At 60.4% G+C, this 25744-nt stretch carries 27 protein-coding genes and 1 riboswitch; of the genes, 18 read left to right on the top strand and 9 right to left on the bottom strand.

Translation table 11 applies throughout. From position 1 onward, the window contains the following. Positions 1–18 precede the first annotated feature (18 nt). The 6 genes from DVJ77_RS17995 (at position 19) to DVJ77_RS17970 (ending at position 5960) form a co-directional block, all read left to right on the top strand. On the top strand, positions 19–1254 hold the full coding sequence (locus DVJ77_RS17995) for an MFS transporter (RefSeq protein ID WP_114846908.1): 1236 nt from the start codon (positions 19–21) through the stop codon (positions 1252–1254). Between the two features lie 13 nt (positions 1255–1267). Next, on the top strand, positions 1268–2542 hold the full coding sequence (locus tag DVJ77_RS17990; protein ID WP_114846907.1) for an SGNH/GDSL hydrolase family protein: 1275 nt from the start codon (positions 1268–1270) through the stop codon (positions 2540–2542). Positions 2543–2586: 44 nt separating this feature from the next. Next, on the top strand, positions 2587–3618 hold the full coding sequence (locus DVJ77_RS17985) for an aldo/keto reductase (RefSeq protein WP_114846906.1): 1032 nt from the start codon (positions 2587–2589) through the stop codon (positions 3616–3618). A gap of 91 nt (positions 3619–3709) precedes the next feature. Then, positions 3710–4588 carry a LytTR family DNA-binding domain-containing protein gene (locus tag DVJ77_RS17980; RefSeq protein ID WP_114846905.1) on the top strand — a complete coding sequence of 293 codons (879 nt, stop codon included), beginning with the start codon at positions 3710–3712 and terminating at the stop codon, positions 4586–4588. A gap of 75 nt (positions 4589–4663) precedes the next feature. After that, positions 4664–5407, top strand: coding sequence for a hypothetical protein (locus DVJ77_RS17975; protein WP_425480388.1), 744 nt, complete (start codon positions 4664–4666; stop codon positions 5405–5407). Positions 5408–5507: 100 nt separating this feature from the next. Then, positions 5508–5960: a DUF6491 family protein gene (locus DVJ77_RS17970; protein WP_114846904.1), complete on the top strand. Its 453-nt coding sequence runs from the start codon at positions 5508–5510 to the stop codon at positions 5958–5960. Positions 5961–6019: 59 nt separating this feature from the next. Here the strand turns inward: DVJ77_RS17970 and DVJ77_RS17965 are convergent, their stop codons facing one another. From DVJ77_RS17965 to DVJ77_RS17955, 3 genes are all read right to left on the bottom strand, one after another. After that, the gene (locus DVJ77_RS17965; protein ID WP_114846903.1) at positions 6020–6841 is read right to left on the bottom strand and encodes a ferritin-like domain-containing protein; all 822 of its coding nucleotides are present in this window, start codon (positions 6839–6841) and stop codon (positions 6020–6022) included. A gap of 201 nt (positions 6842–7042) precedes the next feature. After that, positions 7043–7459 (bottom strand): universal stress protein, encoded by a 417-nt coding sequence (locus DVJ77_RS17960; RefSeq protein WP_114846902.1) that lies wholly within the window; start codon positions 7457–7459, stop codon positions 7043–7045. Positions 7460–7534: 75 nt separating this feature from the next. Beyond that, positions 7535–7939: a glycine zipper 2TM domain-containing protein gene (locus DVJ77_RS17955; protein ID WP_225428074.1), complete on the bottom strand. Its 405-nt coding sequence runs from the start codon at positions 7937–7939 to the stop codon at positions 7535–7537. A gap of 171 nt (positions 7940–8110) precedes the next feature. On the opposite strand from DVJ77_RS17955, the gene DVJ77_RS17950 reads away from it, so the two are divergent. The 12 genes from DVJ77_RS17950 (at position 8111) to dapB (ending at position 18383) form a co-directional block, all read left to right on the top strand. After that, positions 8111–8578 carry a hypothetical protein gene (locus DVJ77_RS17950; protein ID WP_114846901.1) on the top strand — a complete coding sequence of 156 codons (468 nt, stop codon included), beginning with the start codon at positions 8111–8113 and terminating at the stop codon, positions 8576–8578. Between the two features lie 118 nt (positions 8579–8696). Beyond that, a complete protein-coding gene (locus tag DVJ77_RS17945; RefSeq protein ID WP_114846900.1) occupies positions 8697–9242 on the top strand; it encodes a peroxiredoxin in 546 nt (181 codons plus the stop codon). Then, positions 9242–9727, top strand: coding sequence for a hypothetical protein (locus DVJ77_RS17940; RefSeq protein WP_225428073.1), 486 nt, complete (start codon positions 9242–9244; stop codon positions 9725–9727). The genes DVJ77_RS17945 and DVJ77_RS17940 overlap by 1 nt, the downstream gene beginning before the upstream one ends. 140 nt (positions 9728–9867) lie before the next feature. Beyond that, a complete protein-coding gene (locus tag DVJ77_RS17935) occupies positions 9868–10581 on the top strand; it encodes a DUF2884 family protein (RefSeq protein ID WP_114846970.1) in 714 nt (237 codons plus the stop codon). A 106-nt stretch (positions 10582–10687) separates the two neighbouring features. Then, positions 10688–11128: a PA2169 family four-helix-bundle protein gene (locus tag DVJ77_RS17930; protein WP_114846899.1), complete on the top strand. Its 441-nt coding sequence runs from the start codon at positions 10688–10690 to the stop codon at positions 11126–11128. Between the two features lie 81 nt (positions 11129–11209). Continuing rightward, the gene (locus DVJ77_RS17925) at positions 11210–11767 is read left to right on the top strand and encodes a DUF924 family protein (RefSeq protein ID WP_114846898.1); all 558 of its coding nucleotides are present in this window, start codon (positions 11210–11212) and stop codon (positions 11765–11767) included. 50 nt (positions 11768–11817) lie between these two features. Beyond that, the gene (locus DVJ77_RS17920) at positions 11818–12090 is read left to right on the top strand and encodes a DUF2845 domain-containing protein (RefSeq protein WP_114846897.1); all 273 of its coding nucleotides are present in this window, start codon (positions 11818–11820) and stop codon (positions 12088–12090) included. Positions 12091–12242: 152 nt separating this feature from the next. Continuing rightward, positions 12243–12575 (top strand): DUF2845 domain-containing protein, encoded by a 333-nt coding sequence (locus tag DVJ77_RS17915; protein ID WP_114846896.1) that lies wholly within the window; start codon positions 12243–12245, stop codon positions 12573–12575. Positions 12576–12915: 340 nt separating this feature from the next. Continuing rightward, positions 12916–13767, top strand: a complete 852-nt coding sequence (locus tag DVJ77_RS17910; protein ID WP_114846895.1) for a mechanosensitive ion channel family protein — start codon at positions 12916–12918, stop codon at positions 13765–13767. A 359-nt stretch (positions 13768–14126) separates the two neighbouring features. Next, positions 14127–15482, top strand: coding sequence for a dihydrolipoyllysine-residue acetyltransferase (gene aceF, locus DVJ77_RS17905; protein WP_114846894.1), 1356 nt, complete (start codon positions 14127–14129; stop codon positions 15480–15482). Positions 15483–15656: 174 nt separating this feature from the next. Then, the gene (lpdA, locus tag DVJ77_RS17900) at positions 15657–17444 is read left to right on the top strand and encodes a dihydrolipoyl dehydrogenase (protein ID WP_114846893.1); all 1788 of its coding nucleotides are present in this window, start codon (positions 15657–15659) and stop codon (positions 17442–17444) included. 138 nt (positions 17445–17582) lie between these two features. Beyond that, positions 17583–18383, top strand: a complete 801-nt coding sequence (gene dapB / locus DVJ77_RS17895; RefSeq protein WP_114846892.1) for a 4-hydroxy-tetrahydrodipicolinate reductase — start codon at positions 17583–17585, stop codon at positions 18381–18383. On the opposite strand, the gene DVJ77_RS17890 is transcribed toward dapB, so the two are convergent. The 6 genes from DVJ77_RS17890 to DVJ77_RS17865 form a co-directional block, all read right to left on the bottom strand. After that, positions 18380–19060: a hypothetical protein gene (locus DVJ77_RS17890; RefSeq protein WP_114846891.1), complete on the bottom strand. Its 681-nt coding sequence runs from the start codon at positions 19058–19060 to the stop codon at positions 18380–18382. The genes dapB and DVJ77_RS17890 overlap by 4 nt on opposite strands. A 104-nt stretch (positions 19061–19164) precedes the next feature. Then, positions 19165–20256, bottom strand: coding sequence for a DNA polymerase IV (gene dinB, locus DVJ77_RS17885; RefSeq protein WP_114846890.1), 1092 nt, complete (start codon positions 20254–20256; stop codon positions 19165–19167). A 295-nt stretch (positions 20257–20551) separates the two neighbouring features. Next, positions 20552–22945: a Tle-like phospholipase domain-containing protein gene (locus DVJ77_RS17880; protein ID WP_114846889.1), complete on the bottom strand. Its 2394-nt coding sequence runs from the start codon at positions 22943–22945 to the stop codon at positions 20552–20554. 23 nt (positions 22946–22968) lie between these two features. Further along, positions 22969–23862, bottom strand: a complete 894-nt coding sequence (locus DVJ77_RS17875; protein ID WP_114846888.1) for an ankyrin repeat domain-containing protein — start codon at positions 23860–23862, stop codon at positions 22969–22971. A 295-nt stretch (positions 23863–24157) separates the two neighbouring features. Beyond that, the gene (locus DVJ77_RS17870) at positions 24158–25072 is read right to left on the bottom strand and encodes an ATP-grasp domain-containing protein (protein ID WP_191983722.1); all 915 of its coding nucleotides are present in this window, start codon (positions 25070–25072) and stop codon (positions 24158–24160) included. Positions 25073–25087: 15 nt separating this feature from the next. Then, positions 25088–25165, bottom strand: a riboswitch (S-adenosyl-L-homocysteine riboswitch). Positions 25166–25266: 101 nt separating this feature from the next. Next, positions 25267–25611 (bottom strand): NIPSNAP family protein, encoded by a 345-nt coding sequence (locus tag DVJ77_RS17865; RefSeq protein WP_114846886.1) that lies wholly within the window; start codon positions 25609–25611, stop codon positions 25267–25269. Positions 25612–25744: the final 133 nt, after the last annotated feature.

The following is a 25744-nucleotide window of genomic DNA, read 5'->3' as shown; positions in this document are numbered from 1 at the left end:
CTATACGAATGACGGCACATGGCCACCCTCGCCAGCCCAACCCCTTCCATCGCGCGCACGCCGCTGGCGCTGTATGCGCTCACTGCCGGTGCTTTCGGTATCGGCACCACCGAATTTGTAATTATGGGCCTGCTGCTGCAGGTAGCCGCTGATCTGCATGTAACGGTCGCCGTCGCCGGTTTGCTGATTTCCGGTTACGCCTTGGGCGTGTTCGTCGGTGCGCCGTTGCTGACTACCGCGACCAGCCGGATGCCGCGCAAGGCCGTATTGGTCGGCTTGATGGTGATCTTTACGATCGGCAATCTGGCCTGCGCCATGGCGCCTGGTTACGGCTGGTTGATGGCGGCGCGGGTAGTGACCTCATTGGCGCATGGCACCTTCTTCGGGGTGGGCGCGGTGGTTGCCACCGGCATGGTACCGGCCGAGCGCAAGGCATCGGCGATCTCCACCATGTTCACCGGACTTACCGTGGCGACCTTGCTTGGTGTGCCGGCGGGTGCGTGGCTGGGCTTGCACTTCGGCTGGCGTGCGACGTTCTGGGCGGTGGCCGCGATAGGCGTTATCGCCACGGTGATTATTGCGACCCTGGTGCCTGCCACACAGGGCGCGCGTGAGCGGGTGACCCTGGCCGATGAAGTGAAAGTGATCGCTCGGCCGCAGGTGTTGCTTGGCCTGTTGATGACGGTGCTTGGCTTTGCCGGCGTATTCACGGTGTTCACTTATATCCAGCCCATCCTGACTGAGGTGACCGGCTTTGCCCAAAGCACGGTGTCGCCGATCTTGCTGATCTTTGGCATTGGCCTGATTGTCGGCAATGTGCTCGGCGGTCGGCTGGCCGATCGCAAGCTGGTGCCGGCCCTGCTTGGTACATTGCTCGCGTTGGCGCTGGTGCTTGGTTTCATGACCTTCGCCTTGCATAACAAGTTTGCCGCGATAGTGTTTATCGGCTTGCTGGGGATTGCTGCGTTCGCCACGGTGGCGCCGCTGCAGTTACGCGTTCTGCACAAGGCCGAAGGCGCCGGCCAGAGCCTGGCATCGAGCTTCAATATCGCCGCCTTCAATCTCGGCAATGCGCTGGGTGCCTGGCTTGGCGGTGTGGTGATCGTGCACGGCATGGGCTTTGCCGCGCTGACCTGGGTGGCTGCCTTGGTGACCTCGACGGGGCTGTTGATTGCGTTGTGGAGTGTGCGCCTGGATCGTCGGCGCGCTGTCGAAACCTTGGCACCGCCTCTTTGCGTGGCCGGCCAGTCGTAACCGGAGCGACTTTATGTACAAAAACGCACGACATGCACTTTTTCTACGCCTGTTCGCGGCGCTGGCTTTCATGCTGATCGCCACCGCGCCGTTGCAGGCCGCTCAGCCGGTAGATAGCTCACGTTGGATCGCCACCTGGACGGCCAGCCCGCAGCCCCTATGGGAGGGTGATTTCGCGCTGCCGATCAATCTGCCTTCCAGTCTATGGAATCAGACGGTGCGCCAGGTCGCACGAGTCAGCGTGGGTGGCCGGCACGTTCGGGTGGTGCTGTCGAACGAGTACGGTTCACGACCGTTAGTGATCGGCGCCGCGCATATCGCGCTGGCCAGCGCAGGGGCAACGATCACGGCTGGTTCCGATCGCACGTTGACCTTTGGCGGCCAGTCGTCGGTAACGATCCCGCCAGGGGCGCCGGCGATAAGCGATCCTGTCGATCTTGACCTTGGGGCGCTGGGTAGCGTGGCGGTCAGTGTGTATCTGCCCGAGCCCACCGCCCCTTCGACCTTTCACTGGGATGGCCGGCAAACCGGTTATGTCATCGCCGGCAATCAAGTGGCTGCCGCTGCGATCAAGGCCGATGCCACGCTGACCACGCGGGTTTTTCTCAATGCCGTCCTCGTCGATACCGCAGTGAATACGCGCACCGTAGTCGCGTTCGGCGACTCGATCACCGATGGTGCTGGTTCCACGCCGGACCGCAATGCGCGTTGGCCGGACTTTCTCGCGCAACGCCTGGTCGGCGACCACATTGCGGTACTCAACGCCGGTATCTCTGGCGCCCGTGTGCTGCGTAACAAAATGGGCGTCAATGCATTGGCTCGCTTCGATCACGATGTATTGGATCAGCCGGGTGTCAGTACGGTGATCGTGCTGATGGGCATCAACGACATCGGCTGGCGCGACAGCGCGCTCGGGCCGCAAGAGCCGGCGCCGACAGCAGATGAACTGATTGCCGGCTATCGACAATTGATCGCTCGCGCACATGTACGTGGTGTGCGCATCGTGGGTGCCACGCTGACGCCGTTCGAAGCCGCGCTGCAAGACACGCCGATGAAGGGTTACTACAACCTGGACAAAGAGCGGGTGCGCCAAGCGGTCAATCGCTGGATACGCGAAAGCCATGAGTTTGACGCGGTAGTCGATTTCGATGCCGTAGTGCGCGACCCGGCACATCCGCAACGCTTCTTGGCGGCCTATGACTCTGGTGACCATTTGCATCCTGGCGATGCCGGTTATCAGGTGATGGCCGCGGCCGTCGACACGCAGGTATTGTTCGGCAGTCATTGAGGTATGGCGCGGTGACTCAACATTACGACTAGGAATCAAGACTCATGGAATATCGCTTTTTAGGCGCGTCGGGTTTCAAGGTGCCGGTACTCAGTTTCGGCGCGGGTACGTTTGGCGGCAAAGGTCCGCTGTTCAGTGCCTGGGGTAATACCGATGTGGCCCAGGCGCAGCGGCTGATCGACATCTGCCTCGATGCCGGCGTGAATATGTTCGATACCGCCGATGTTTATTCCGATGGCGTGTCGGAATCGATACTGGGCGCCGCGATCAAGGGGCGGCGCGATAAGACCATTTTGTCGACCAAGCTCACCTTGCGCGCGGGCGAAGGCCCGAACCAGGTCGGCGCCTCGCGCCATCATTTGATCGAGGGTGTCGACAAGGCGCTCAAGCGCCTCGATACGGACTATATCGACTTGCTGCAACTGCATCACTTCGACGCGATGACTCCGGTCGAGAGCGTGATGTCCACGCTGGACGATCTGGTACGTGCCGGCAAGGTGCGCTATCTGGGCGTATCCAACTTCTCCGGCTGGCATTTGATGAAGTCACAAGCCATCGCCGATCGCCATGGTTATTCCCGTTACGTCGCCAACCAAACCTATTACTCGCTGATTGGCCGCGACTACGAATGGGAGTTGATGCCCTTGGGTCAGGACCAAGGTGTGGGTGCCGTGGTATGGAGCCCGCTCGGCTGGGGGCGGCTTACCGGCAAGATTCGCCGTGGTCAGCCCTTGCCGGAAGGCAGCCGCTTGCACGACACCGCCAGTTTTGCGCCGCCGGTCGACGAAGAGCGCTTGTATCGCATCGTCGATGCGCTCGACGGCATCGCAGCGGAAACGGGTAAGACGATTCCGCAGATCGCCCTGAACTGGCTGCTGCAGCGCCCCACGGTTTCGACCATCCTGGTCGGCGCGCGCAACGAAGAGCAGTTGCGGCAAAACCTTGGCGCTGTCGGCTGGAACCTCACGCCGGAACAAGTCGCCAAGCTCGATGCTGCAAGTTATGTCGTGCCGCCGTATCCGTACTACCCCTATTGGAATGGGCAGTTCACCGAGCGCAACCCGCCGTTGGTGTAATCCATGCGTACGGGGGCGATGCGTGGATACGAATCGCCCAGGTACGCCTTACGCCAGTACGAATCCACTCCGGCGCCGATAGAATCGCCGCATGGCGAATCGCGGCGGTTTCGATTATCGGAATTTTCAACCCTGGCAACGGTCGTTCGAGATCGGCTATTGGGTGTTGATGCTTGTCCTCAATGCCTTGTTCAACAGCATCAATGCGCATATCGAGCATCCCGAACTACCGGCCTGGCGGCCCGCTGTATGGGAGTGCAGCAGTGCGCTGATGCTGTTGGCTTTGGTGCCCATGGTGGTGGCGATAGAGCGGCGCTGGCCGTTTCGCTTCGATAGCTGGCAGCGCAGCTTGCCGTGGCATATACCGGCCAGTGTGGTGTTCAGCCTGTTGCATGTCGGCGGCATGATTGCTTTGCGCGTACTCGCCTATGGGGTCGCTGGGTATCACTACCACTTTGGTCCGTGGTGGCCTGGCCTCGGCTATGAATACTTGAAGGATGTGCGCACTTACGCAGGTTTCATCGTCGCTATGTGTCTTTATCGGTTGGTGCTGATGCGCTTGCAGGGCGAGGCACGTTTGCTGGCGGAGCCCGATGAAGGTCCGCCGCTTGAGCCGGTGGAGCGGCCCGAGCGGTTTCTGGTGCGCAAGCTGGGCAAGGAGTTTTTGATTGCCGCGCGTGAGATCGAATGGGTGCAGGCCAGCGGCAACTATGTGAACTTGCATGTACGTGGCCGTGACTACCCGCTGCGCGCCACCATGGCTGGGATCGAGGGGCGATTGGACCCGGCGCGGTTTATACGAGTTCATCGCAGTTACTTCATCAATCTGGATTATCTGCTTGAGATCGAGCCGCTAGAGACCGGCGATGCCCGCCTGCAATTGCTCGACGGCACCAAGGTTCCGTGCAGCCGCCGTTATCGGGCGCAACTGCGCGAACGCTTTGGTGCGGTGCCGATCGTTACGGTATGAGTTGCATCGAGATGAGTTGCATCAAGCCACCGGCTCGTTCCACTCTAGGCGCCTATCCGTTGCCAGGTTCGACCGATGAAGCCGATGTCCCGCTGTACCGTCCTCGCCAGCTTGGTTGCCGCACTTGTGCTTGCCGGCTGTTCGCAGCAGGGCGACTCCGCTACCGATAACGCCCAGGCGCCTGCCCAGGCGCAGGCCGATGCGGCGGCGAAGAAACTCGACACGTATCGGCAGCTTGTGCGCATTAATAATGACGAGATGGCAGTGAGCATGGGCCATGACATCCTCGACCGCTTTGCGAACAGCGATGCGGCCAAAGAGGTGCAGCAGAGCCTGCCGGCGATCGAAAAGCGCTACAAGGAAAATAGCGAGAAAAACCGTCTGCAGGGCATGTGGCTTTATCAAGTCTCGCCGATGCAGGGCGGTACTCAATCCACCGCGACGGCCTATAACACCTCGCCCAGCAACCACCGCGTGCGGCTGGTATTGCGCCGGCATACCGAATGGGGTCAAAACGCTTTTTTGTATAGCGACGAGCGTGGCTTTGTCTGTAAAGCCAACTGCACGCTGGCGGCTACTGTCGATGGCAAGCCGACCGGCATCAAGGCGTTTGCACCGAGTACGGGCGAGCCGGCCTTGATGATACGCGACGACAAGGCGTTCATCGCGATGCTGGAAAAAGCGAAGAAAATCACCCTGGACGTGACCCTGCAAGATGGCGAGAAAAAGCTGCAGCTAGTGTACGAAGTCGGCGGTTTCGATGCGGCCAAGTGGGCGCCCGTAGGCAAGGGCGGTGCCGCCAAGGCGAAGAAGAAATAAGGCTTGGCAACGTTCGGGACGTCTACGCGGCAGGGGTTCGCGCGTTAAATATCAGTGCCATCAGGATGAACCCATCAAGATGGGCTCAGGAGGACAGATCATGTCGACATTACGTTTGATACTCGGTGGCAGCCTTGTCGTATGGCTCGCCGCATGCTCCAACGTCCCCTACGCCCAGCGCGTCAGCGAGCGTCAGGCGGCTTATGCGGCGGCGGCGGGTACGCCGCAACGCAGCTTCCGTTTTTTCAATCTGTATTCGTGGGAGCCGCTCGGTGGGGCTCAGTTGGCCGTCTATACGCGACCTAACGAGGCGTATCTGCTCGACCTGGATGGTGGCTGTCCGAATCTGGAGTACGCCAACAGCATCGGCCTCACTTCCAGCATCAACGAGGTTTCGGTTCGCTTCGACAGGGTGCTGACCGGGCCGGGTTATTTCCCCTGCACGATCACTCAAATTCGCCCGATCGATGTGACCCAGCTAAAAGCGCAAGAGAAGGCGCAGCGGAAGATCGAGGCCAAGCCTCGCCCGCCAGAGCATGCGGCACAGGGTTGACGCTGATAAGCATTATGCGCGGATCGCACACCGGTAGTGTGCGATCCGTGTCGTGGGCATCAGTGCAAAAGCAGTTTTTCGGCGATTTTCGCTATCGGCTTTTCCACCAGGTTTTGCATGCGCGGCGGTAAGTCCAGCGGTTTGAGCAGCATTTTCACCGTCATTTCGGCCGGTAGATGGCGACGCAGCAGCCCCTGGGCGCGACCGGTGATGCGCTTGAACTCGGCCTCGTTGCCCTTGTGCTGCGGGTAACACAGGTTGAATACATGGCGCAGCGCGATGTCGCTGTCTTCGCTCTTGATCTCGTTGACCCGGCGAAGCAGGGTGCGGAATACCTTGTAGCGGCCGAAGCCTTCTCGCTCCCGGTACACGCGAAAGTGCTGATAGAAGTGCTTGTAGTGCCGCACCTCGTCACTCTTGATGTGGTTGGTCAGTCGCCGCAATACGGGCTCGTCGGTGATCTCGTTGAGCGCGCGATACAGGCTGGCGGTGCTGGTTTCGACCACGCAGCGTGCGGCCAATTCAAGGCCGCGGCTGGGTTCTAGCTGCTCGGCGGTGCATACCGCGCCGTACTCCTGCCAGAACGCCTGAAAGCCGCGCTCCCAATCGAACTCGGGCCATACGGTTTTTACATAGGCCGCCAGGGCTCGGCCATGCTGCAGCTCCTCGTGCACCCAATGTTGACTGAGCCAGGTTTGCAGCGCTTCATCGCCAGCGAAATGGTCGACCAGGTTATAGGCGTAGAGATCAGACCCGCTCTCGACGAAGGAGGCGCCGCTGAGGAGAAAAAAGAGATCTTCATTGTGACGGACGCGCTCGATATCGATCCGATCGAGGTCCAGACTGTCCAAGGTCCAGGGCAACGATGTGGTGTAGCTCACTCGGGGGTTCCTGTGCGGGGCATCGCCAAGCCGTCGCAATCGCTCTGCCGGGCTACCATGACTTTATTGTGACAACAGGATACGACGGGTTTGCCGTGATGTGATTAATGCCGGCCGACCTGCCGAAAGGCAGGGCAGGGCGGGTACGCAAAACTTTGCGCGGCAGAAGGGTCGCGGGGCCAGGCCGGCGACCTGTCAGGGTCAGCGCACCACGGTCACAGGCACATGCGCGCGAGCCAGTACTTCATCGGAAACCGAGCCGAGCAGCCAGCGCGCAAGCGTGCCGCGTTCGGTATGGCCGATCACGATATGGTCGATGCCATATCGTTGCACCTGGCTTAGCAGCACATCGCCGGGGCCGCCGGGGACGACCTCCAGGTCGACCATGTTGTCCGGGTAAGGCACGATGGTCTTCAGTTCGGCCAACAGTTCGGTGGCGCGCTTGGCGCCGGAGTCGGCCATCAATAATGCACAGACGTCGGCTCCGGCCTCGGTGACCTGCAGGGCCGACACCACCCGCACCCGGCCATGGCAGGCGTGGGCCAGTTCAATGGCGACCTGGAACGCCCGCCGCGAAGAGTTGGAGCCGTCATAACCGACCAGTGAATACTTGAACATGTGGCCTCTGTTCCATAGCGGTGGCTGGTGACCGTTATGGGTGATTCTGCCCCATTCAAACCCCGGCGATAACAGTCAGCGGGTGACCTCGTGGCAACGCCGCTCGACGTGCGTATTCTTCGCCTGCTGATGCTCCTGGATGACCTTGCCGGCATAGCCGCCACCTACCGCGCCTGCCACCGTTGCCAGGGTGCGGCCTTTGCCGCTGCCGATCTGATTGCCGAGTAGTCCACCGGCCGCGCCGCCGGCCAACATGCCGATGATCTGATTGGAGTCTTTCGGTGCATCCTGCACGGTAACGTCTTCGCATACCGTTTGGGTTTGCGGCGTAGTGTGTTTGACGTGGTGTTTGGTTTTGGTGGTATGAGGGGTGCTGGTGGTGGAGTTTGTCGGTGCTTGGGGTGATGTTTGCGCGTATATCGCGGGACTCACCATCAACACACAGGTCAGGCCGACCATGAATGCCTTGTGCGTTTTCATCACATCACCTCAGTGTGCGATCAGGTGAATTAAGTTTGCGCGGTGATTTGTTAGATAAACATCAAAACTGAATGTGTTTATCGGTTTGGCCGGCCTGGACTTACGCGGTTCAGGTAAGAAGGCGAAAACTTGCGAGGCAGGATCCCCCAATCGGCAACAAAGGAGATGACGATGATTAAGCGCACCCTGGCTCTGGCTGCTCTAGTGGTTTGTGTAGGTGGCATGACGGCATTGCCGGTTGCCCAGGCACGGGCTGCCGAGTCGAAAGCCGTCGAGGCCAAAGTGGATTGCGAGCTGAAGTACAAGCTGGCTGGTTGGTCGATTCTCTACAAACATGCCGAAGGCTCCGGTGAGATCACCTGTAACAACGGTCAGCGCGCGAGTGTGAAGATCAAAGTGGTCGGCGGTGGTCTGACGGCCGGCAAGTACCGCATTGACGATGGTCGCGGTGCGATCAGTCACGTACGCAGCATCAGCGACGTATTTGGTGACTACGCTCAGGCCAGTGCCGAGGCCGGCGTGGTCAAGAGCGGCACCGCACAGGTGCTGACCAAGGGCACCACGTCGCTGGCGCTCACGGGTACCGGCGAAGGCGTGAACCTTGGCTTGTCGGTGGGTAAGTTCACGATCAGCAAGTAACCATCGGCAAGTAATACGTCGATCGTTTGGATTTGAGCAAAGAAGGGCGCCACATGGCGCCCTTCGTTTTGCCGGGGGTACACTCCATGCCTCTTGTTTCCCCACTCGGAGTATTTTCATGCGCCGTAACGTACTGCTGCTTACGCTTACCCTGTTGCTGGGGATGATCGCCCCGGCGTTCGCCGATGCTCCGGCGGCTACGACCCCGCAGGTCGGCCAGGCCGCGCCGGACTACCGTTTGCAGGATCAGAACGGCAAATGGCAAACCTCCGCCGACCATCGTGGCCGCTGGCTGGTGCTGTATTTCTACCCCAAAGACTTCACCCCCGGCTGCACGACCGAGGTCTGCACCTTTCGCGATGACGTCCTCAAGTTGCGTCAGGCTGGCGCTGATGTGGTGGGTGTGAGTCTGGACGACGTGAAATCGCACGCCGAGTTTGCCGCCAAGTACAAGGTGCCGTTTCCGCTGCTGTCCGATGCCGACAGCAAGGTGGCCCAGGCTTACGGCGTATTGGCCTCCAAGGTCGGCTTTCACTATGCCAAGCGCGTGACTTTTCTGATCGACCCGCAGGGCAAGGTGGCCAAGGTCTATCAGGACGTCGATCCAGAGAAAAATTCCGCTCAGGTGATGGCTGATCTGGCTACGTTGAAGGCTGCAATCTGATGCCGTTGATGGTGCGCCGCGATGCGGCGAAGCAGGGGCTTTTGGCGCGTAATTTTTCGGTCTGGGGCATCGCGCTATGGGTCGTGTTGTTGCTCGCTGCATTCGGCGCACTGCAGTATCTGAAAATTGCCGCCTACCTTTATCTTGCTGTGGCCTTCGCGATCATCGTGGTTTGCGCAGGCTGTGTTTTGCGGCAGGAATGGGCGCGTCGAACCATGTGCGTGCTGGCTCCGCTGATCGCGCTGTGGATGCTGGTCAGCGGCGGCCAGATGCTGGCGGCCTGGGGGCAATTCGCCGCGGCACGCGAGTCAGCCATGGCGCAACCGATGGCTGATGTGGTTATGCCGATGATCGATCAGGCGCAGCGTACCTATCTGCTCGGCTTGATCTTCAAAGGGCTGGAGATACCGTTGTTGTTGTGGCTGGCCTGGCGTCTCGGCCGGCCGGCGGTACGGGCGCAGTTTCATCAGCGACAGCGAGGCTGATTCAGCGGCGGTTGCCACGCGACAGGTTATCGCTGGCAACCTTAAGTTGTTCGGAGTACCTCATGCGTCGTTTTCTGTTGGCACTACCTGGCCTGTTTGCCTGCGTGGGTCTGTATGCGCAAGATTTGGGCAGGCCAGAGATGACCGGGCCGGATTCAATCAAGCAAGATCTGGCCAGTGTCTGCCAGGCCAGCAGCAGCTATGACCTCACCCTGGGGGCTCGTGGCCTGCTATTCGATCGTCCCCAGCCGGCGCCGTACAAAGTCGAATTGCAAGACGGCACGCTGCTTGCCGATGGCGCCAGCGTGCGTTTGAGTGCCGAGCAGCAGGATCGCGTCGCATTGTTCGAGCGCGAATTGCGCGCATTGGTGCCTCGGGCAAAGGCGGTGGCGCAGAACGGTATCGATCTGCTGGCACAAGCCATGCGCGAAGAATCTACTGGGCTGGCGCTGAGCGCCGATACTCAGGCCGAGCTGAGTCGCCGACTTGCCGCGCGAGCCGCCGAACTCAAGCAACGCATCGCTGCCAGCAACAGCACCCGTGATTGGCAAGGTGATATGGCCGACCGGTACGCCGATCAGCTCGCCAGCGACTTGTTGCCCTTGCTCGCCGGCGATCTTGGCCAGCAGGCGATTAGTGCGGCGATGAGCGGCGACCTGCAGGCCGCGGCGAGTCTGCGCGATCGCGCCACCGATCTAAGCACCCAGCTACAGCCGCGGCTTGAGCGGCGCATGCAGGCCTTGCGCCCGCAGATCCAGGCCCTATGCCCGGCAATTCAGCGCTTGGCCGAGTTGCAGCAAGGCGTGCGGATGGGGAATGGGCAGCCGTTGGGTCTGTTGCATATCGGCCAATAGCAACGCTAGCTGAGTGATTGTTTCGGAATGGACAAAGGTTAATCTTTCGCTAAGTGGTCGAGGGTGAAGATGGCCCATCCCGCTCACCCGCCTGGAGGCGACTGCCGTGTCGCATACAAGCCACCGGCTCTATAACACGTTGATCCGTCGTGGCATCGATGACCGCAATCTATATCGAGATGCGGTGTCGCAGGTGCGCGAACCCGGATTGCGCGCTTTATTGAGCGAGAACGCACAAATGCTCGATGCGCTGATCGGCGATCTGCAGGCGCAGGTGCGCGCTGGCGGTAGAACGCCCGCTTCGCACGGGACGCTTGCCGGCTCAGTGCACCGCGCGATGACATCGATGCGTGCGCGACATTCGGCGCATTGCGATGCAGCCTGGGTGCAAGGTTTGGCCAGTCACGAGTGCGCGCTGCTCAATTGCATCGAGCGACAGATTCGGCATGCTTCGGCAGAGACGGTGAGAGTCTTGGATCGCCAACGGTCACGCTTGCACGGCATCCATCACGATATGCATTGTCTGGCCGGCACCACGCATAGCTGAACCTGCCGAGTCGGTGCGGTGATAGGGTGATGCACCCGCTTTTCATCTGAACCCTCTCCCCAGGGCGGCAAAGGCCAGAGCATGCTTCCGACAGCGCAAGATGTGCTGAAATTTTGGTTCGATCCAGCCAGCCAAGCCCATTGGTTTGCCCGTGACGATGCCTTCGATGAGCAGATTCGCACGAGTTTTGGCGCGGCCTTGGAGGCCGCGCATGCCGGTGCGTTGGATGACTGGGCGCGGACGCCGCAGGGCTGGCTGGCATTGTTGATTTTGCTCGATCAGTTCAGCCGCAACTGTCACCGCAACGATCCGCGCGCCTTTGCGGCCGACAGCCACGCGCAAGCACTCGCCATGGCCGGCATCGAGCGCGGTGACGACGTTGCGCTTGAGCCGCACCAGCGCATGTTTGCCTACCTTCCGCTGGAGCATGCCGAGGATATGCATTTGCAGCGGCGCTCGGTGGCGTTGTTCACTGCGCTAAGCGAACAGGCGGGCTTTGAGAATCTGCTCGATTACGCTCAGCGCCACTACGACGTGATTGCACGCTTCGGCCGGTTTCCACACCGCAATGCCGTGCTCGGCCGCATCCATACGCCTGCAGAAAGCGAATATCTGGCGCAGCCAGGGGCAGGTTTCTAAACTCCACCTCAAGCCCCATCCCACATCCCCCGTCGGTCAAGGAGTCCGTCATGCGTCGTTATCTCGTAGTTGCATTGCTCTTGTGCAGTTTGTCCGCCCAGGCGGCAGATACTTTGCGTATCGGCAGCAAAGTGCTGACGGTAGGGGATAGCGCGGTGCGCGCGATCGACTTGCTCGGCAAGCCGGATTTCAAAGAGCCGCTGGAGGACGAGTACGGCGCTTATCGCGGTGAGCGTTGGCAGTATCAGGCCGACAAGGGGCATATCACCACGGTGACCATTGTCCAAGGCAAGGTCAGCGAGATCGTCGATAGTTCGCGCTGAGTCGGCTCGCGGGTGATGAGCTCGGACGATGAGCTAAGTCCGGCACACGATGATCCCCTACAGACGGCAGCGGCATCCGGTGACAGCGACGCACCGGTCGGATGCTTATGCTCGTCTAGCCGCTGTTGGGCGGATAAAAGAGGGAGAGCCGCATGCTGCGCTATGGAGTGGCCGTACTGCTGATGTTCTGCTGCGCGGCGCATGCCGGCAACACCTTGCGGGTGGATAGCCAAGTACTCACGACGGGTGACAGCGCGGCACGGGTAGTCGAGTTGCTGGGCAAGCCCGTGCACAAATCCAGGCCCGGTAAATCCAGGCCGGGCCCATCCAAGCGCGGCGCATCGAGCCGCCGTTCTCGTGGGCGAGTAGCTATGGATGACCGCAGGGTCCCGGCTGAGCGGTGGCAGTATCGGCACCGTGGCCGCAGCATCATCGTGACCATCGTCGACGGCAAAGTCAGCGATATCGACGACCGCCCTCGTTGATTGAATGAGTAAGACAGGCCCTGCTATTGGCAATGGAGTGAGCGGCCATAGGCATGACCGATGGCAGGGGTATGACGCATGGCCCATGTCCCGATGACGCAGCGGGCTCATGTTGGTCGATGGGGCGATCCCGCACATCACCCCCTGCACTGCGAGCCCCCTCGCAGGTCGCGTGACAGAAAAGCATGACAGGGCGGGTTCTTTAGTGTTGTCCGCTCTTCCAGGCGTGACGCTAGCGCCGCGCACCCGCTCACCCCGGACGTGGCGTTTTTTTATAGCGTCGCGGGTAACAAGGCCCAACTGTTAGGCTTTGCGCGGTATTCCGCCTGGATCTCGTTTCATGCATGACTATCTCGCCAGCCTGCGCCTTTCTGAAAACCTCATCAGCATCATCACCAATCTGACTTGCGCGTTGCTGATTCTGCTGGTCGGCATCTGGCTGGCTGCGCGGCTGGCCAATTTTGCCCAGCGCGCGATGGCGCGAGCCAAGCTCGATGTCACCTTGATCGGTTTTCTGCGCAATCTGATCTATGGTGTGTTGATCGCCGTATTGATCGTCATGGCGTTGCAGCAGGCTGGGGTTCCGTCGGCGCCGTTGCTCGCCGCATTGGGAGCTGGCGGTCTGGCGATTGGCCTCGCTTTGCAAGGCTCCTTGAGCAATCTGGCCTGGGGTGTGTTGCTGATCGTGTTCCGGCCGTTTCGCGTTGGGGATTTCATTCACGCCGGCGGTATCGATGGCACGGTGGAGAGCATCAACCTGATGCATACCACCCTGGTGTTGCCGGACAATCGTGAGGCGGTGGTGCCGAACGCGAAAATCGGCGCCGAGGCGATCATCAATTTCAATCGCCGCGGTACCCGTCGCTTCGAGTTGAAAGTCGGCATGGGCTATAAGGACGACATCGGCAAGGCGATGGGGGCGATACGGCAGTTGTACGAGGCCGATGCGCGCATCCTGCAAGACCCCGCACCCGGCATCTGGACCGAGAGCCTCGGCGAAAGCTCGGTGAACCTGGTGCTACGCGCCTACGTGCGCAGTAGCGACGTCTGGGCGGTGCAGACCGACCTGTTGCGCGCGGTGAAAGAGCGCTTCGACGCCGAAGGCATCAGCATTCCCTATCCGCATCGGGAGGTGGTGGTGGTTAATAAGAGCGGGGAACGGGGGATGGGGAACGGGGAACATGTGGCTTGAGTGGTGGCTGTGATGTTGCGGTCTTTTTTAGGCGGGGAACGGGGAGCAGGGAATGGGGAACATGAAGTTCGAGGGGATATGGCGGATCCGCGTTCTTTTTTGATCTTTGTTTGTTTTTTCTCTTGCTTTTTTGCTTCTGCTTTTTAGGCTTTTCCCCGTTCCCCGTTCCCCGTTCCCCGTTCCCCGTTCCCCGTTCCCCGTTCCCCGTTCCCCGTTCCCCTCCCAACCATGCATACGTATGCGAATGGACGTCGTAATGGCAATCAGGCCAGACGAAATCGCAGTCGTTCGCTATGATGTGAAGCCTTGCGCGGCCGCTATCCCCGGGCGGCGCGCCATCGCCATCTGTAGGAGAACCCATGGCCGACCTCAAAGAAGCGCGCGTCCCCGACATTGGTAGCAGTGACGTACCGGTGATTGAAATCCTGGTCAAGGTGGGCGACACCGTCGCCAAGGACCAGGGTCTGGTGACGCTGGAGTCGGACAAGGCGACGATGGAAGTGCCTGCGCCGTTCGCCGGTGTCATCAAAGAGCTCAAGGTAAAACTGGGCGATGCTTTGTCCGAGGGCAGCGTCATCGCGGTGATCGAGACCGCTGGCGAAGCCAGTGCGCCAACACCCGCCAAGGCACCGGCGCCGACCGAAGCGAAGCCGGTAGCCGCCGCCGCGCCTGCCCCGGCAACGCTGGTCGAAAAGCCCGCGCCGATCGGTGGCCGCAGTGTGCTGCCCGGCAACGCACCCGAGGGTGACGTATCGCCGCAAGCGCGTCCGCCGTTCGATTCGCGCATCGTCATGCCTGGCGACGCGCCCTATGCCAGCCCGGCCATACGCGCATTCGCGCGTGAGTTGGGTGTGGATATTCAGCAGGTGAAAGGCTCCAGTCGTGGTGGCCGGATCGTGCGCGAGGACGTCAGCGCCTACGTCAAGCACGCATTGGCCTCTGGTGCGCGCCCGACCGGCGCCGCGCAGGCATCGGTCGGTGGCCTCAACCTGTTGCCGTGGCCCAAGGTCGATTTCAGCAAGTTCGGCGAGGTCGAGGAAAAGCCGCTGTCGCGCATCCAGAAGATCTCTGGCGCCAACCTGGCGCGCAACTGGGCGATGATTCCGCATGTTACCCAGCACGACGATGCCGACATCACCGAGCTGGAGGCTTTCCGCAAGAAGCTGGGCGAAGAAAACAAAGACCTCAAGATCACCCCTCTGGTATTCCAGATCAAAGCGGTGGTTGCGGCGCTGAAGAAATTCCCGCAGTTCAATGCTTCGCTCGATGAAAGCGGCGAGAAGCTGACCCTCAAGAAATACTTCAACATCGGTATCGCGGTGGACACGCCCGATGGCCTGGTGGTGCCGGTGATCCGCGATGCCGACAAGAAGGGGCTGCTCGACCTGGCGGTAGAACTGGGCGAGATCTCGAAGAAGGCGCGCGATAAAAAGCTTGGGCCGGCCGAGATGTCGGGTGGCTGTTTCTCGATCTCTTCGCTGGGCGGCATTGGCGGCACCGGCTTCACGCCGATCGTCAACGCGCCCGAGGTGGCGATTCTTGGCGTCTCCAAGGCGCAGATCAAGCCGGTCTGGAATGGCCAGGAGTTCGCTCCGCGCTTGATCCTGCCGTTGTCGCTGTCTTATGACCACCGTGTCATCGACGGCGCGCTCGCGGCGCGTTTTGCAGCCTTCCTGGCGACCCAGCTCGGTGATATCCGCCGTTTGCTGCTCTGACCCGATAGCGGCAGCGGTGTTGGCAAAACCTCTGTTTTCATAGGCCACATGCCCGCGCCGGAGACGTCAGAGCGGCTCCAAGGCGCGGCAGGTGGCTCAGATGCAGGCCGATATCTCTTCCCATGATGCGAACGCCATTGTTGACGCTCGCTCCCCGTATTTAAGGAAAACAGCATGGCCAACACCATCGAAATCAAGGTTCCCGACATCGGCGGTCACGACAACGTGCCGGTGATCGAGGTGCTGGTGAAAGTGGGCGACAAGGTTGAGAAAGAGCAAAGCCTGGTCACGCTGGAATCGGATAAGGCGACCATGGAGATTCCCTCCAGCAGCGCCGGCGTCATCAAAGAGCTGAAGCTCAAGGTAGGCGATGAAGTATCCGAGGGTGCGGTGATCGTTGTGCTGGAAGTGGCCGGCGATGGTGCCGTTGCCGCTCCTGCCGAGAAACCGGCCGAGGCGAAACCAACCCAGCCGGCCGCCGCACCGACACCTGCTCCGGCCGCTCCGGCAAGCAAAAGCATAAGCGCAGCCGGCGCTACCGGTCGCAAGGCCGATCTCGAATGCCAGTTGGTGGTCCTCGGCTCCGGCCCTGGTGGCTACACCGCGGCTTTTCGCGGCGCGGATCTTGGCCTGGACACCGTGCTGGTCGAACGCTACGCCACGCTGGGCGGTGTTTGCCTTAATGTCGGCTGCATCCCATCCAAAGCTCTGCTGCACGCTGCTGCCGTCATCGATGAGGCCGAGGCGATGGCCGCGCATGGCGTCAGCTTCGGCAAGCCGAAGATCGACATCGACAAGCTGCGTAGCTTCAAAGATAAAGTGGTCAACCAGCTCACCGGTGGCCTCAGCTCGATGGCCAAACAGCGCAAAGTACGCACGGTCGAGGGCGTCGGCATGTTTGTCTCGCCGCACGAGCTGGAAGTACAGACCAAAGATGGCGTCAAGCTGATCCGCTTCGAGCAGGCGATCATTGCGGCCGGTTCGCAGTCAGTGAAGCTGCCCTCATTCCCCTGGGATGACGAGCGCATCATCGATTCCACCGGCGCCTTGGAACTGCGCGACGTGCCGAAAAAGTTGCTGGTCGTCGGCGGCGGCATCATCGGTCTGGAAATGGCTACGGTATATGCCGGTCTCGGTAGCGAAGTCACCGTGGTCGAGCTGGCCGATCAGATTATTCCGGGCGCCGACACTGACTTGATCCGACCGTTGGCCAAGCGCCTGGGGCAGCGTCTCAAAGGCGTGCACCTGAAAACCAAGGTGGTTGCGGCGACGGCGCAAAAGAAAGGCATCGAAGTCACCTTTGAAGGTGAAAGCATGCCTGAAACCAACGTATTCGATCGCGTACTGGTCGCGGTCGGCCGTTCGCCGAACGGCGGCAAGATCGGCGCCGACAAAGCAGGCGTGGTTGTCAGCGAGCGCGGCTTTATCAACGTCGATACGCAGATGCGCACCAACGTGCCGCATATCTTTGCCATTGGCGACTTGGTCGGCCAGCCGATGCTGGCGCACAAGGCCACCCATGAGGCGAAGGTCGCCGCTGAAGTGGCGGCGGGCCATAAGAGCTATTTCGATGCGCGCGTGATCCCGTCGGTGGCTTTTACCGACCCCGAGATCGCCTGGGTCGGGGTGACCGAGCGCGAAGCGAAGGAGAAAGGCCTCAAGATCGGCGTCGGCAAATTCCCGTGGGCCGCCAGCGGTCGCGCCATCGGCATCGACCGCACCGAGGGCTTCACCAAATTGTTGTTCGACGAAGAAACCCACCGCATCGTCGGTGGCGCCATCGTCGGCCCGCATGCTGGTGACCTGATCTCTGAAATCGGCTTGGCGATCGAGATGGGCAGCGAAGCTTCCGATATCGGCCTGACCATTCACCCGCACCCGACCTTGGGTGAAACGGTGGGCATGGCGGCGGAAGTGTACGAAGGCACCATCACCGATTTGTACATGCCGAAGAAAAAGTAAGTGCCGACTTGACCCGGTCAGCAAAAAGCCTGGGCTTATGCCCAGGCTTTTTCGTATTTGATGCTGGCGCATCGGTTGGCATCGGCTTGCGCAGCCCAATGTAGAAGCATGCTTAAGCACCCTTCGAGGAGATCTTTCATGGCTTTGAATGTATGTGTCGCCGGCGCCACCGGTTGGGCAGGCTCTGAATTGGCCAGGGGTATCGCCGATGCCGATGATCTCGCCTTGATGGCGGCAATATCACGCAAACATGCAGGAAAAAACCTGGGTGACGTGCTGGCCGATGCTCGTTTGCAGGCACCGATATACGCCGACGCCGCGCAAGCATTGGCTCATCCCTGCGATGTCTTCGTCGAATACACCAGGCCGGATACGGCCAAGGCGAATATCCTCGCGGCGCTGGAGAGTGGCGCGCACGTGGTGGTGGGTACGTCGGGTCTTAGCGACGAGGACTATGCGTATATCGACGCGGTAGCGCGCGAGCGGCAGCGAGGCGTGCTCGCCTGCGGCAACTTCGCGCTTACCGTGGTGCTGTTGCAGAAGTTTGCCGAGATGGCGGCGAAGTACATCCCGCAGTGGGAGATCATCGACTATGCCTACGACGGCAAGCCGGATGCGCCCAGCGGCACCGTGCGGGAGCTGGCCGGCCGCCTGGGCAAAGTGCGTCAACCCGAGTTGACGGTGCCGTTGGATAAGACGCTGGGCGTGCCGGAAACCCGTGGCGCCAATTTGTCTGGCACCCAGGTGCATGCGATCCGGCTACCGGGTTTTGTGATTGGGGCCGAAGTGATCTTTGGTATGCCGGACCAGACACTGACTTTGCGCCACAACGCCGGCAACAGCGCGCGGCCTTATGTGGATGGCGCACTGTTGGCGATTCGCAAAGTTTCCAGCTTGATCGGCGTGCACCGTGGCCTGGATACCGTGCTCGATATCTAGCTTTTGGCGCGCTCCGTTTCGACATGCAGCGCATGCGCCAACTGCGCTTCCATCTGTTGCAAATGAGATTGGGTTTGCGAGGCGGTGCCGATCATCTGCTGCAGTACCGCGACAAATTCGACCGGCTCGACGTTGACGCCAAGATTGAGCTCGGTGCGCAGCGTGGCCATGCGCGGGGCATTGAGAAAGAGTGTGCTGTCGTGAGTCATCCAGGCGGCGGCATCGCGTTGGGCGGCATAGGCCGTCGCATAGGTGCGCAAGTCAGCGACATTCAGCCAGGTGGCGGATTGATTGGCGACGGCGACATCCCAGGCCTGGCTGGCCAGAGTAGGCCAATCGAGACTGAGTCTGAACTGGTCTTTGGCCGCCTGAATATGCTGATTGATGGTGATATTGGACACACCGTTCTTGATGTCCTGGGTCAGCGTTTCATTCATTTGCTGCAGCGGTTTCAGATGCTCGGCATTATTTTGCAACGAGGTCTGCACGCTAACCAGGTTAGCCCGCAGTTCGGCCTCGATCTGCTGGCCGGCAAACGCCGCAGCATGGTCGTGGTGAGTGCGTTCGATCCATTGCTCCAGACCAAGCGCGGTAAGAATGCTGAGCACGATCATCAGATAGTGCTTGGTAAATTCCTTGAACGAATGCAGCTTGGTTTTCGGTACCTCGAAGTGCATGCGATGCTCCGGCGGGCGGGGGCAGAAAGTAGCGGGTCGATGGAAATGCAGCGTACTTGAAGATCGACCCGTCGCAAGTGTGGCGGCGCTGTTGAGCAGGCGAGCTATGGCGATGGGAACGCCGCGAAAAGATCGGGTTGCGCCTCGTAGCTGTCGCGATCGACGAAGCCGGCCAGACCGACCCCGACGAGCCGGTAGCGGCTTTCGGCCGGCCGGTCGACGCGCGCGCGCAAGGCGCAGGCGATATCGCTCAACTCAGTCACCGATGATGGGCGAACGGTGGGCGTCAGGCTGCGGGTCAGTGAGTGAAAGTCCGATGTCTTGAGCTTCAGCACCACGGTGCGCGCCACGCGGCCATACTCGCGCTCATGGGCCGCCCAGGTTTTTTCGGCAAGCCGGCGGATATGCGGTTCGAGTTCGTCCAGCGTCAGGTCGTGCTCAAAGGTGTCTTCGGCCGAGACCTGCAGGGTAGGGCGATCCGGTTGCACGCTGTGCTCGTCGATGCCCCATGACAGCTCATGCAGGCGGCGGCCCCAGCGACCGAAGCGTTGCTCCAGCTCCAGCAATGATTGTGTGCGCAGTTCGCCGACGGTGGTAATGCCCAGCACGCGCAAGCGCGCTTCCATCACCTTGCCGACACCGGGCAATCGACCGATCTCCAGTGGTGCCAGAAAGGCTTCGACCTGGTGCGGGCGGATGACAAACAGGCCATCGGGCTTGTTCCAGTCGGAGGCGATCTTGGCAAGGAATTTATTCGGCGCCACGCCGGCGGAGGCGGTGAGCTGGGTTTCTTCGCGAATCGCCGTACGAATCGCTTCGGCGGTGGCCGTGGCCGAGGGCAGGCCGGTCTTGGTGATGGTGACGTCGAGATAAGCTTCGTCCAGTGACAGCGGCTCGATCAGGTCGGTATGCCGGGCAAAAATTTCGCGCACGTGGCGCGATACCGCTTTGTAGCGCAAGAAATCCGGCGGCACGAAGATCGCCTGCGGACATAGCCGCTCGGCGCGTATGGCTGGCATGGCCGAGCGCACGCCATAGACGCGTGCTTCGTAGCTTGCCGCGCAGACCACCGAGCGCGCGCCACGCCATGCCACGACCACCGGCTTGCCTCGCAACGAAGGGTCGTCGCGCTGTTCCACCGACGCGTAGAACGCGTCCATGTCGACATGCAGGATTTTACGAGGCGAGGCGGGCACGGGCGGCAGTGTGGGTAAGTCGAACTTGATTCTAAAGCCCCTCTCCTAGGGATACTCTGATCTATTGGGCGCGGGCAGACAGCTACGGCCCTCAAAAGTATGTTGTGAAAAGACGGGGTGATGTCCAGATCAAGCCATTTGGTTTGATAGAAGTAAAAGTTTAAAGAGCCTTCGTAGAGGCGATAAAGCGCTCTGTAGTGCCCCCATACCCTGCGCTGTCACCCCCTCATGTATGAAAAGCCGCCCCCGCAGTTCAGCAGAGGGCGGCTTAAGAGCCAACTAAGCTGGTGGAGCGCTATCTGGTCATGGTCGGCCCGTTCGATTGCTGCGTTTGCTGGTTCTGCTGAATCTGGGCTTGTGTCTGGGCCTGGGTCGCCTGCTGCTGATTCAACTGATGCATCGCTTCCGTGCTTTTTTCGAGAGGCGTGTTGATGGCCTGTGTGACTTCTACATGAGCAGTGTTCGTCAAGGCGCGTGGGATCACGTGATGGGCGGCAAAGGCGCGCGTAGCGTCATTACTGAGTACGACCCCATCGACTCGCTTCAAACCGCCAGCCTTGGCCGCCACCGTCAACGCGCCCGCCAGATTCTCGCTGCGCTGATCCGGCGCGCGCCCTTGCTCAGCGTCCATCTGATGCACCGATGCACGTGCCTGTTTGAATAATGCGTGATCGGGATGATCTGGATGATCGAGGCGGGGGCGCGCTGCTGCCGGCTTGTTCTGATGTGCGGGCTCAGTATGCTCAGGCGTTACTTGCTGCAGCGATTTCCGCGCACTCTGTTCGTGTTGTTCAATGTGGTTGTCCAGGCTAGGCAGCACACTAGCCTTCATCAGATGCCGCTCGAACGCCTCGCCTCCCGCCTGCTTGCCCTGTGCTGCCAGTAGACCGACCTTGGCCAGATTGGGATACGCCGTCGGATTGAGTGGATTGAACTGCGCCGCCGCCGCTACGGTGCCCGCTGTCACCCCGCCTACCATCGCGCCCTGGGTTGGTGCATGACGTGTCATGCCCTCGGCAAAATGGCCGGTTGCATCGAGTCCGCTACCCACGACGCGACCCGCACCCGCCATGGCGTCGTGCTGAAGGTCTCCAGCACGCTGAGCGGTCTGTCGCACTGTGGACTCCGCTGCATGCGTCGCACCACGAATGGCCGCTGCGTCGTTATGGCTGCTATGGCGCTGCTGATTGGCTGCATCCTGAAAGGCGTGGTTCACCATTTCGCCGGTCTTCTCGGTTTGCTCGGCCTGGGATTTCACCCAGGTACCCGCGCTCCCAGGCAAGATGCTGCCCACGCCCCGCATCAGGGCCGCATTCACCGAAGCTTCCGACTGTTGCTTGAGGCCCTCCTGCTCGGCCATGGTCGCCATGACTTCGCCGCCGACTTCGCGCGTCTTGGCTAGCGTCGCGCCCGCAACATGCACGCCCGTGGATACCACCGCGCCTTCGACGTGTGTCTGGGCACGCGATACGTTCCCACTGACCTCACCTACCGTGCGGCTGGCGTCGGCCGAAAAATGCAGCCCTTGCTGGGTGGCCTGGCCTCCGGCTTTCATCGCCTCACCGGCCCGTTCCCCGACGTGTGCCCCCAGCGCGGCGATCTCCATGGTCGCCATCACTGGCCCGGCCAAATGGGTGATCTCCGGCAATGAACGTACCTGTGTGCGTGCCACCAGTGGGCTGTTCGGGTCGTCTAGATTCTTCCGCGTCATCGGCGCCAGCGCTGGCTGCACATTACCTGCGGCGAGTGGCAGTTCACGCAGCATCTTGTCGGTATCGCCAGTCGCCAGCTTATCCACGAAGGCGTGTACGGTGCCCTGCGAATCGCGCGGCACGCCCTTATCCAGTGCCTGCTTGAGCATGGCGCGGCCTTCGGGCAGTTCTCGTAGCAATTGGCTCGTCTCCTTGAGCACGCCGCCCAGCTCTGTACGCTGGACCATGTCCATGCGGTGGATATTGTCCTGCACGCCGTTGCTTAGCAGTTCGCCTTGCACTTGATAGGCGGTGACGCGGTGGCTGACGTCGTAGACGGGCAAGCCATTTTGCTCGCCGAACCGCTGAGCTGTGATCGGGTGCAGGCCAGCGGCGTTGTAGGTCGTTGCGGGCATGCCAGTTACTGCTGAAGCCGCCGAGGCCATGCCACCGGCCAGACTGTGGCCTGTAAGTTCAAAGTCGAGATGGCCTCGCTCCTTCAACGCGACCGCTAGCTGCATTGCCCGGTCGTAATAGTCGGTCTCTAGCCCCGCCGCCTGCGGAAAGTTGTTGGCGACAAAATCCTCGGCGGTGGTGTCGCGCAGACCATGAGATGTCATCACTTCACCAGACGAGCCTTTGAATGCTAGTACTGGCTTGTAGCCAGGTCCGAGCACTGTGGAGTCAGGCAGGTAGATTTCAGCGCGAAAACCCGATGAATCGGGATGAAGCATTTCTTTCAGTTGCGCATCAGACATATTCAATTGCGGCGCATACGCGTGCAGCTTGTCCAGATGTTCGCTGGCTCGAACCCAGCCCGGCGGTGGATGACCGCTGTTCTTGGCTGCTTCGTACACATCCGCGCTCAAGCCGCCCAACTCGCGGCTGTGATAAAGCGTCTGTAACTGTATTGCTTCCTGTGACTTCGCAGGTTCGCCGCTAGCACGTAGTTGTTGCAACAGGGCTCGGTCTTGCTGATGTTCAGTCGCTGTAGGCATGGGTCAATCCTTTGTCCGTAGGTTCAGAGCAATGGGATATCTTTTTCTTCGTAAGGGAAACCGAGGCTCTTGCGCATCTCTCGATAATTTTCTGGCATCGATGGACGCACATATCCATGCTGCAAGAGCCATTGCTGACACTTGCGCTGCCATTCTGGATTCTTTGGATTGCCGGGATGCCAGAAGATCGCTTCAACGATGGAGTTGTGTTTTGGTAAAGGTGGGGGCTCGCCCTCTCCGGGATCGGCACCATGCTGCAATAACCAGTAGCTCTGCTCGAACCCTCCACGCCCAGCGTAATCGAAGAGGATAGAAATGCCCTGGCTTTTGGCATTCACGTCCGCCCCTCGATTCACCAGTAGTTGCACGTTCTGCCATTGGTTATGCCAGATGAATGCTTGGAACAGCAGATTTTCGTCGTTGGTGTTGCGGGTATTCGGATCGCCGCCATGATCCAGCAGCAGCTTTAGGTATATGGGATCGTCCTGTTTAGCGGCCCAGACCATCGCATTGCTGTAGTCGAAATGATCTGCAACGCTGCCGTCCTCAAATTTTGTGACGTTCCGTCCCGGTTTACGTGCGTTGGGATTGGCCCCGTTCTCCAGCATCGCCTTCAGGCCGTCTGCGTTGTGCGTGAACACAGGCCATGCGACTAACGGCATACCGCTATCGTCACTGCTGAATATCACATCAGGATTCACGCTCTCCTGTTTCATCAACCGCTGCACTTCTTTGGTGTTGCCATGCTCTGCCGCTAGCGCCAACGCCTGGGCTTTTGGGTCTTTGAAGGTCGCGCCTAGGTTGTACTCGGATTCTTGAGACGGGGTGGCCGACGAAGACGGCATATTGCAGCCGACCAGCAGCAACAGCAGCAACAGCAGCAACAGCAGCAATAAAAGGACAAGGCGTTTTTGCATGGAGCCGCTCATTTAATGGTGTAGGGATCGCGTAGCTGCGGTCTGCCCAGAACCCAAGCTTTTACTCAAGATAGCGTGGGAGGTTACCCCGATCCTAGCCCGCAGCTTTGTAGGAAATTTCTGAAATTCTTGAAATTCCTGTAGGTGTAGTGATTCATCAATCCCTGTGGCCCCTAACACAGCAGAGGTTTTCGCAAGTGTTCACCCCCTCCCAGCCTCCCCCTGCAAGCCCCGAAAAAGGGACTCCCTTCGGTCGCAGGGGAGGGGAAAAACATCTGCCGAGATTCGATGCTAATCAGGCTACGTGCAAGGGAGGGGCGGCGAAGGCCTGGCTTGCAACCTTTTCGGTGAGCCGTGCGGCGATATGCTCGGCGAAGCGTTCAGCGCCCTCAGGCCGTATCGCCAAATGCAGGAACGGCTCGATCAGCTCCAGCTCCATGATTAGAAAGCGTCCCGCGCAGACCACGCCGTCCACGCGTACATAAGCATGATCGGCATGGCCTATCGCCGCGACGGCGGCCAAAGCCTGGTTCGCCGCGGCCAGAATGTCCGCGCCAGGCATGATGGCTTCGGCGGTGCCGCCGTATTCGTTTTGCACGCGGTAATCGCCTGCAGCCGGGCGCTTGATGACCGCATGGCTGAATTCACCGGCGAAATACATCAAAGACCATTCGCCATCGCTGATAATTTCCGGCACGAATGGTTGCAGCAGATAGCGAAAATCCGTCGGTAAGCGCGCCACTGCTTGTTCGAACGAGGCCTCGCCTACCGTGCCGCGCACCGTGTGCCAGGCGCTGCCGCTGACGGTCGGCTTGATGACGATCTCCTGGGCTTGCATCGTCCGCAACACATCGAGCAAGCCATCGCCATTGACGATCTGTGTGGGGATGATGGCGACGCCATGCTGCGCCAACTCGGCCAGATAGCCTTTTTCGCTGTTCCAGCGCACCAGTTGGCTGTCGTTGATAAGCGGTACGCCGAGTCGATCGAGCTGGTCCAGCCATGACAGAAACGCGGCGTAATGCTTGAAGTAATCCCAGGTGGTGCGCACCAGTACGGCGTCGAACCGCGACCAGTCCACCGCGGGGTCGTTCCATAGACAGGCCGTTACATGAACGCCGTGGCGTTCCAGCGATGCGGCGAAATGGGTGTCATCGGGATGGATGCCCGGACATAGCGAAGACGTGGCAATAGCAAGATAAGCAGACACGAATACACCTCTCAATGTTGAGGGGCGCCCTTGCCTGATAGCGTCGTGAGCCGAGCGTGGCGGATCTGGTCCGTCGCAGCACCCCTCGACTCCGGTGCGTCATGGCATGCCATGACGCTGGGGGTGGTTAGTGTTTCGGCTAGGTCGGGGGGCTGTCAATGGTGGAGCGCACGGTGTGCGCAAAAAAAGCGTGCTTATGCATCATGCGCCTGCATGGCCGGTATGCCGAACGTACCTTTTACCGTTTCGACGAAGCTGCGCTCCTCTCGCAGAATAAAGCGCAGTGTTTGCGCCATGGCGAAATTCGCACGCCCTTCCGGGTCGGTCTTCAATCGCGCGCGATAGGCTTCGTAGGCGGCCAGGCTGTCGAACGCGATCAGTCCCCAGGCCACATCGTTGGTACCCTCGTGCGGCAGGAAATAGCCGACGAGATGACCGCCGCAACGGGGGATGATGCGGCCCCAGTTTTCCGCATAGGTCTTGAAGGCCTCGCGCTGAAAGGGGTCGATCTGGTAACGGATCAGGCAGGTGATGGACATGGGCGGGCGCCGGTAAGTAAGTGTCAAGCACGTTACCAAGCCATTCGCGCTGATGTTTCGTTCCACATCGAAGCTTTGCCAGGGCTGTGCCGCAAGGCTGATACATGCGCCGGGTAAAGTCGCGCTATCGTTG

Source organism: Dyella tabacisoli, assembly GCF_003350925.1.
In the GTDB taxonomy this organism is placed as follows: Bacteria; Pseudomonadota; Gammaproteobacteria; order Xanthomonadales; family Rhodanobacteraceae; genus Dyella_C; species Dyella_C tabacisoli.
Note: the sequence above shows the minus strand (reverse complement) of the source record. Positions and strands in the feature narration are given on the sequence as shown.

Excerpts from the sequence above, each read along its gene's own strand:
- DVJ77_RS17920 (WP_114846897.1), top strand. The coding sequence starts at position 11,818 with ATGCGTCGTTATCTCGTAGTTGCATTGCTCTTGTGCAGTTTGTCCGCC.
- DVJ77_RS17880 (WP_114846889.1), bottom strand. The coding sequence starts at position 22,945 with ATGCCTACAGCGACTGAACATCAGCAAGACCGAGCCCTGTTGCAACAA.
- DVJ77_RS17940 (WP_225428073.1), top strand. The coding sequence starts at position 9,242 with ATGCCGTTGATGGTGCGCCGCGATGCGGCGAAGCAGGGGCTTTTGGCG.
- DVJ77_RS17910 (WP_114846895.1), top strand. The coding sequence starts at position 12,916 with ATGCATGACTATCTCGCCAGCCTGCGCCTTTCTGAAAACCTCATCAGC.
- DVJ77_RS17875 (WP_114846888.1), bottom strand. The coding sequence starts at position 23,862 with ATGCAAAAACGCCTTGTCCTTTTATTGCTGCTGTTGCTGCTGTTGCTG.
- DVJ77_RS17955 (WP_225428074.1), bottom strand. The coding sequence starts at position 7,939 with ATGAAAACGCACAAGGCATTCATGGTCGGCCTGACCTGTGTGTTGATG.
- lpdA (WP_114846893.1), top strand. The coding sequence starts at position 15,657 with ATGGCCAACACCATCGAAATCAAGGTTCCCGACATCGGCGGTCACGAC.
- DVJ77_RS17975 (WP_425480388.1), top strand. The coding sequence starts at position 4,664 with ATGAAGCCGATGTCCCGCTGTACCGTCCTCGCCAGCTTGGTTGCCGCA.
- DVJ77_RS17970 (WP_114846904.1), top strand. The coding sequence starts at position 5,508 with ATGTCGACATTACGTTTGATACTCGGTGGCAGCCTTGTCGTATGGCTC.
- DVJ77_RS17990 (WP_114846907.1), top strand. The coding sequence starts at position 1,268 with ATGTACAAAAACGCACGACATGCACTTTTTCTACGCCTGTTCGCGGCG.
- DVJ77_RS17985 (WP_114846906.1), top strand. The coding sequence starts at position 2,587 with ATGGAATATCGCTTTTTAGGCGCGTCGGGTTTCAAGGTGCCGGTACTC.
- DVJ77_RS17925 (WP_114846898.1), top strand. The coding sequence starts at position 11,210 with ATGCTTCCGACAGCGCAAGATGTGCTGAAATTTTGGTTCGATCCAGCC.
- aceF (WP_114846894.1), top strand. The coding sequence starts at position 14,127 with ATGGCCGACCTCAAAGAAGCGCGCGTCCCCGACATTGGTAGCAGTGAC.
- DVJ77_RS17960 (WP_114846902.1), bottom strand. The coding sequence starts at position 7,459 with ATGTTCAAGTATTCACTGGTCGGTTATGACGGCTCCAACTCTTCGCGG.
- DVJ77_RS17945 (WP_114846900.1), top strand. The coding sequence starts at position 8,697 with ATGCGCCGTAACGTACTGCTGCTTACGCTTACCCTGTTGCTGGGGATG.
- DVJ77_RS17980 (WP_114846905.1), top strand. The coding sequence starts at position 3,710 with ATGGCGAATCGCGGCGGTTTCGATTATCGGAATTTTCAACCCTGGCAA.
- DVJ77_RS17890 (WP_114846891.1), bottom strand. The coding sequence starts at position 19,060 with ATGCACTTCGAGGTACCGAAAACCAAGCTGCATTCGTTCAAGGAATTT.
- dapB (WP_114846892.1), top strand. The coding sequence starts at position 17,583 with ATGGCTTTGAATGTATGTGTCGCCGGCGCCACCGGTTGGGCAGGCTCT.
- DVJ77_RS17935 (WP_114846970.1), top strand. The coding sequence starts at position 9,868 with ATGACCGGGCCGGATTCAATCAAGCAAGATCTGGCCAGTGTCTGCCAG.
- DVJ77_RS17995 (WP_114846908.1), top strand. The coding sequence starts at position 19 with ATGGCCACCCTCGCCAGCCCAACCCCTTCCATCGCGCGCACGCCGCTG.
- DVJ77_RS17950 (WP_114846901.1), top strand. The coding sequence starts at position 8,111 with ATGATTAAGCGCACCCTGGCTCTGGCTGCTCTAGTGGTTTGTGTAGGT.
- DVJ77_RS17865 (WP_114846886.1), bottom strand. The coding sequence starts at position 25,611 with ATGTCCATCACCTGCCTGATCCGTTACCAGATCGACCCCTTTCAGCGC.
- DVJ77_RS17915 (WP_114846896.1), top strand. The coding sequence starts at position 12,243 with ATGCTGCGCTATGGAGTGGCCGTACTGCTGATGTTCTGCTGCGCGGCG.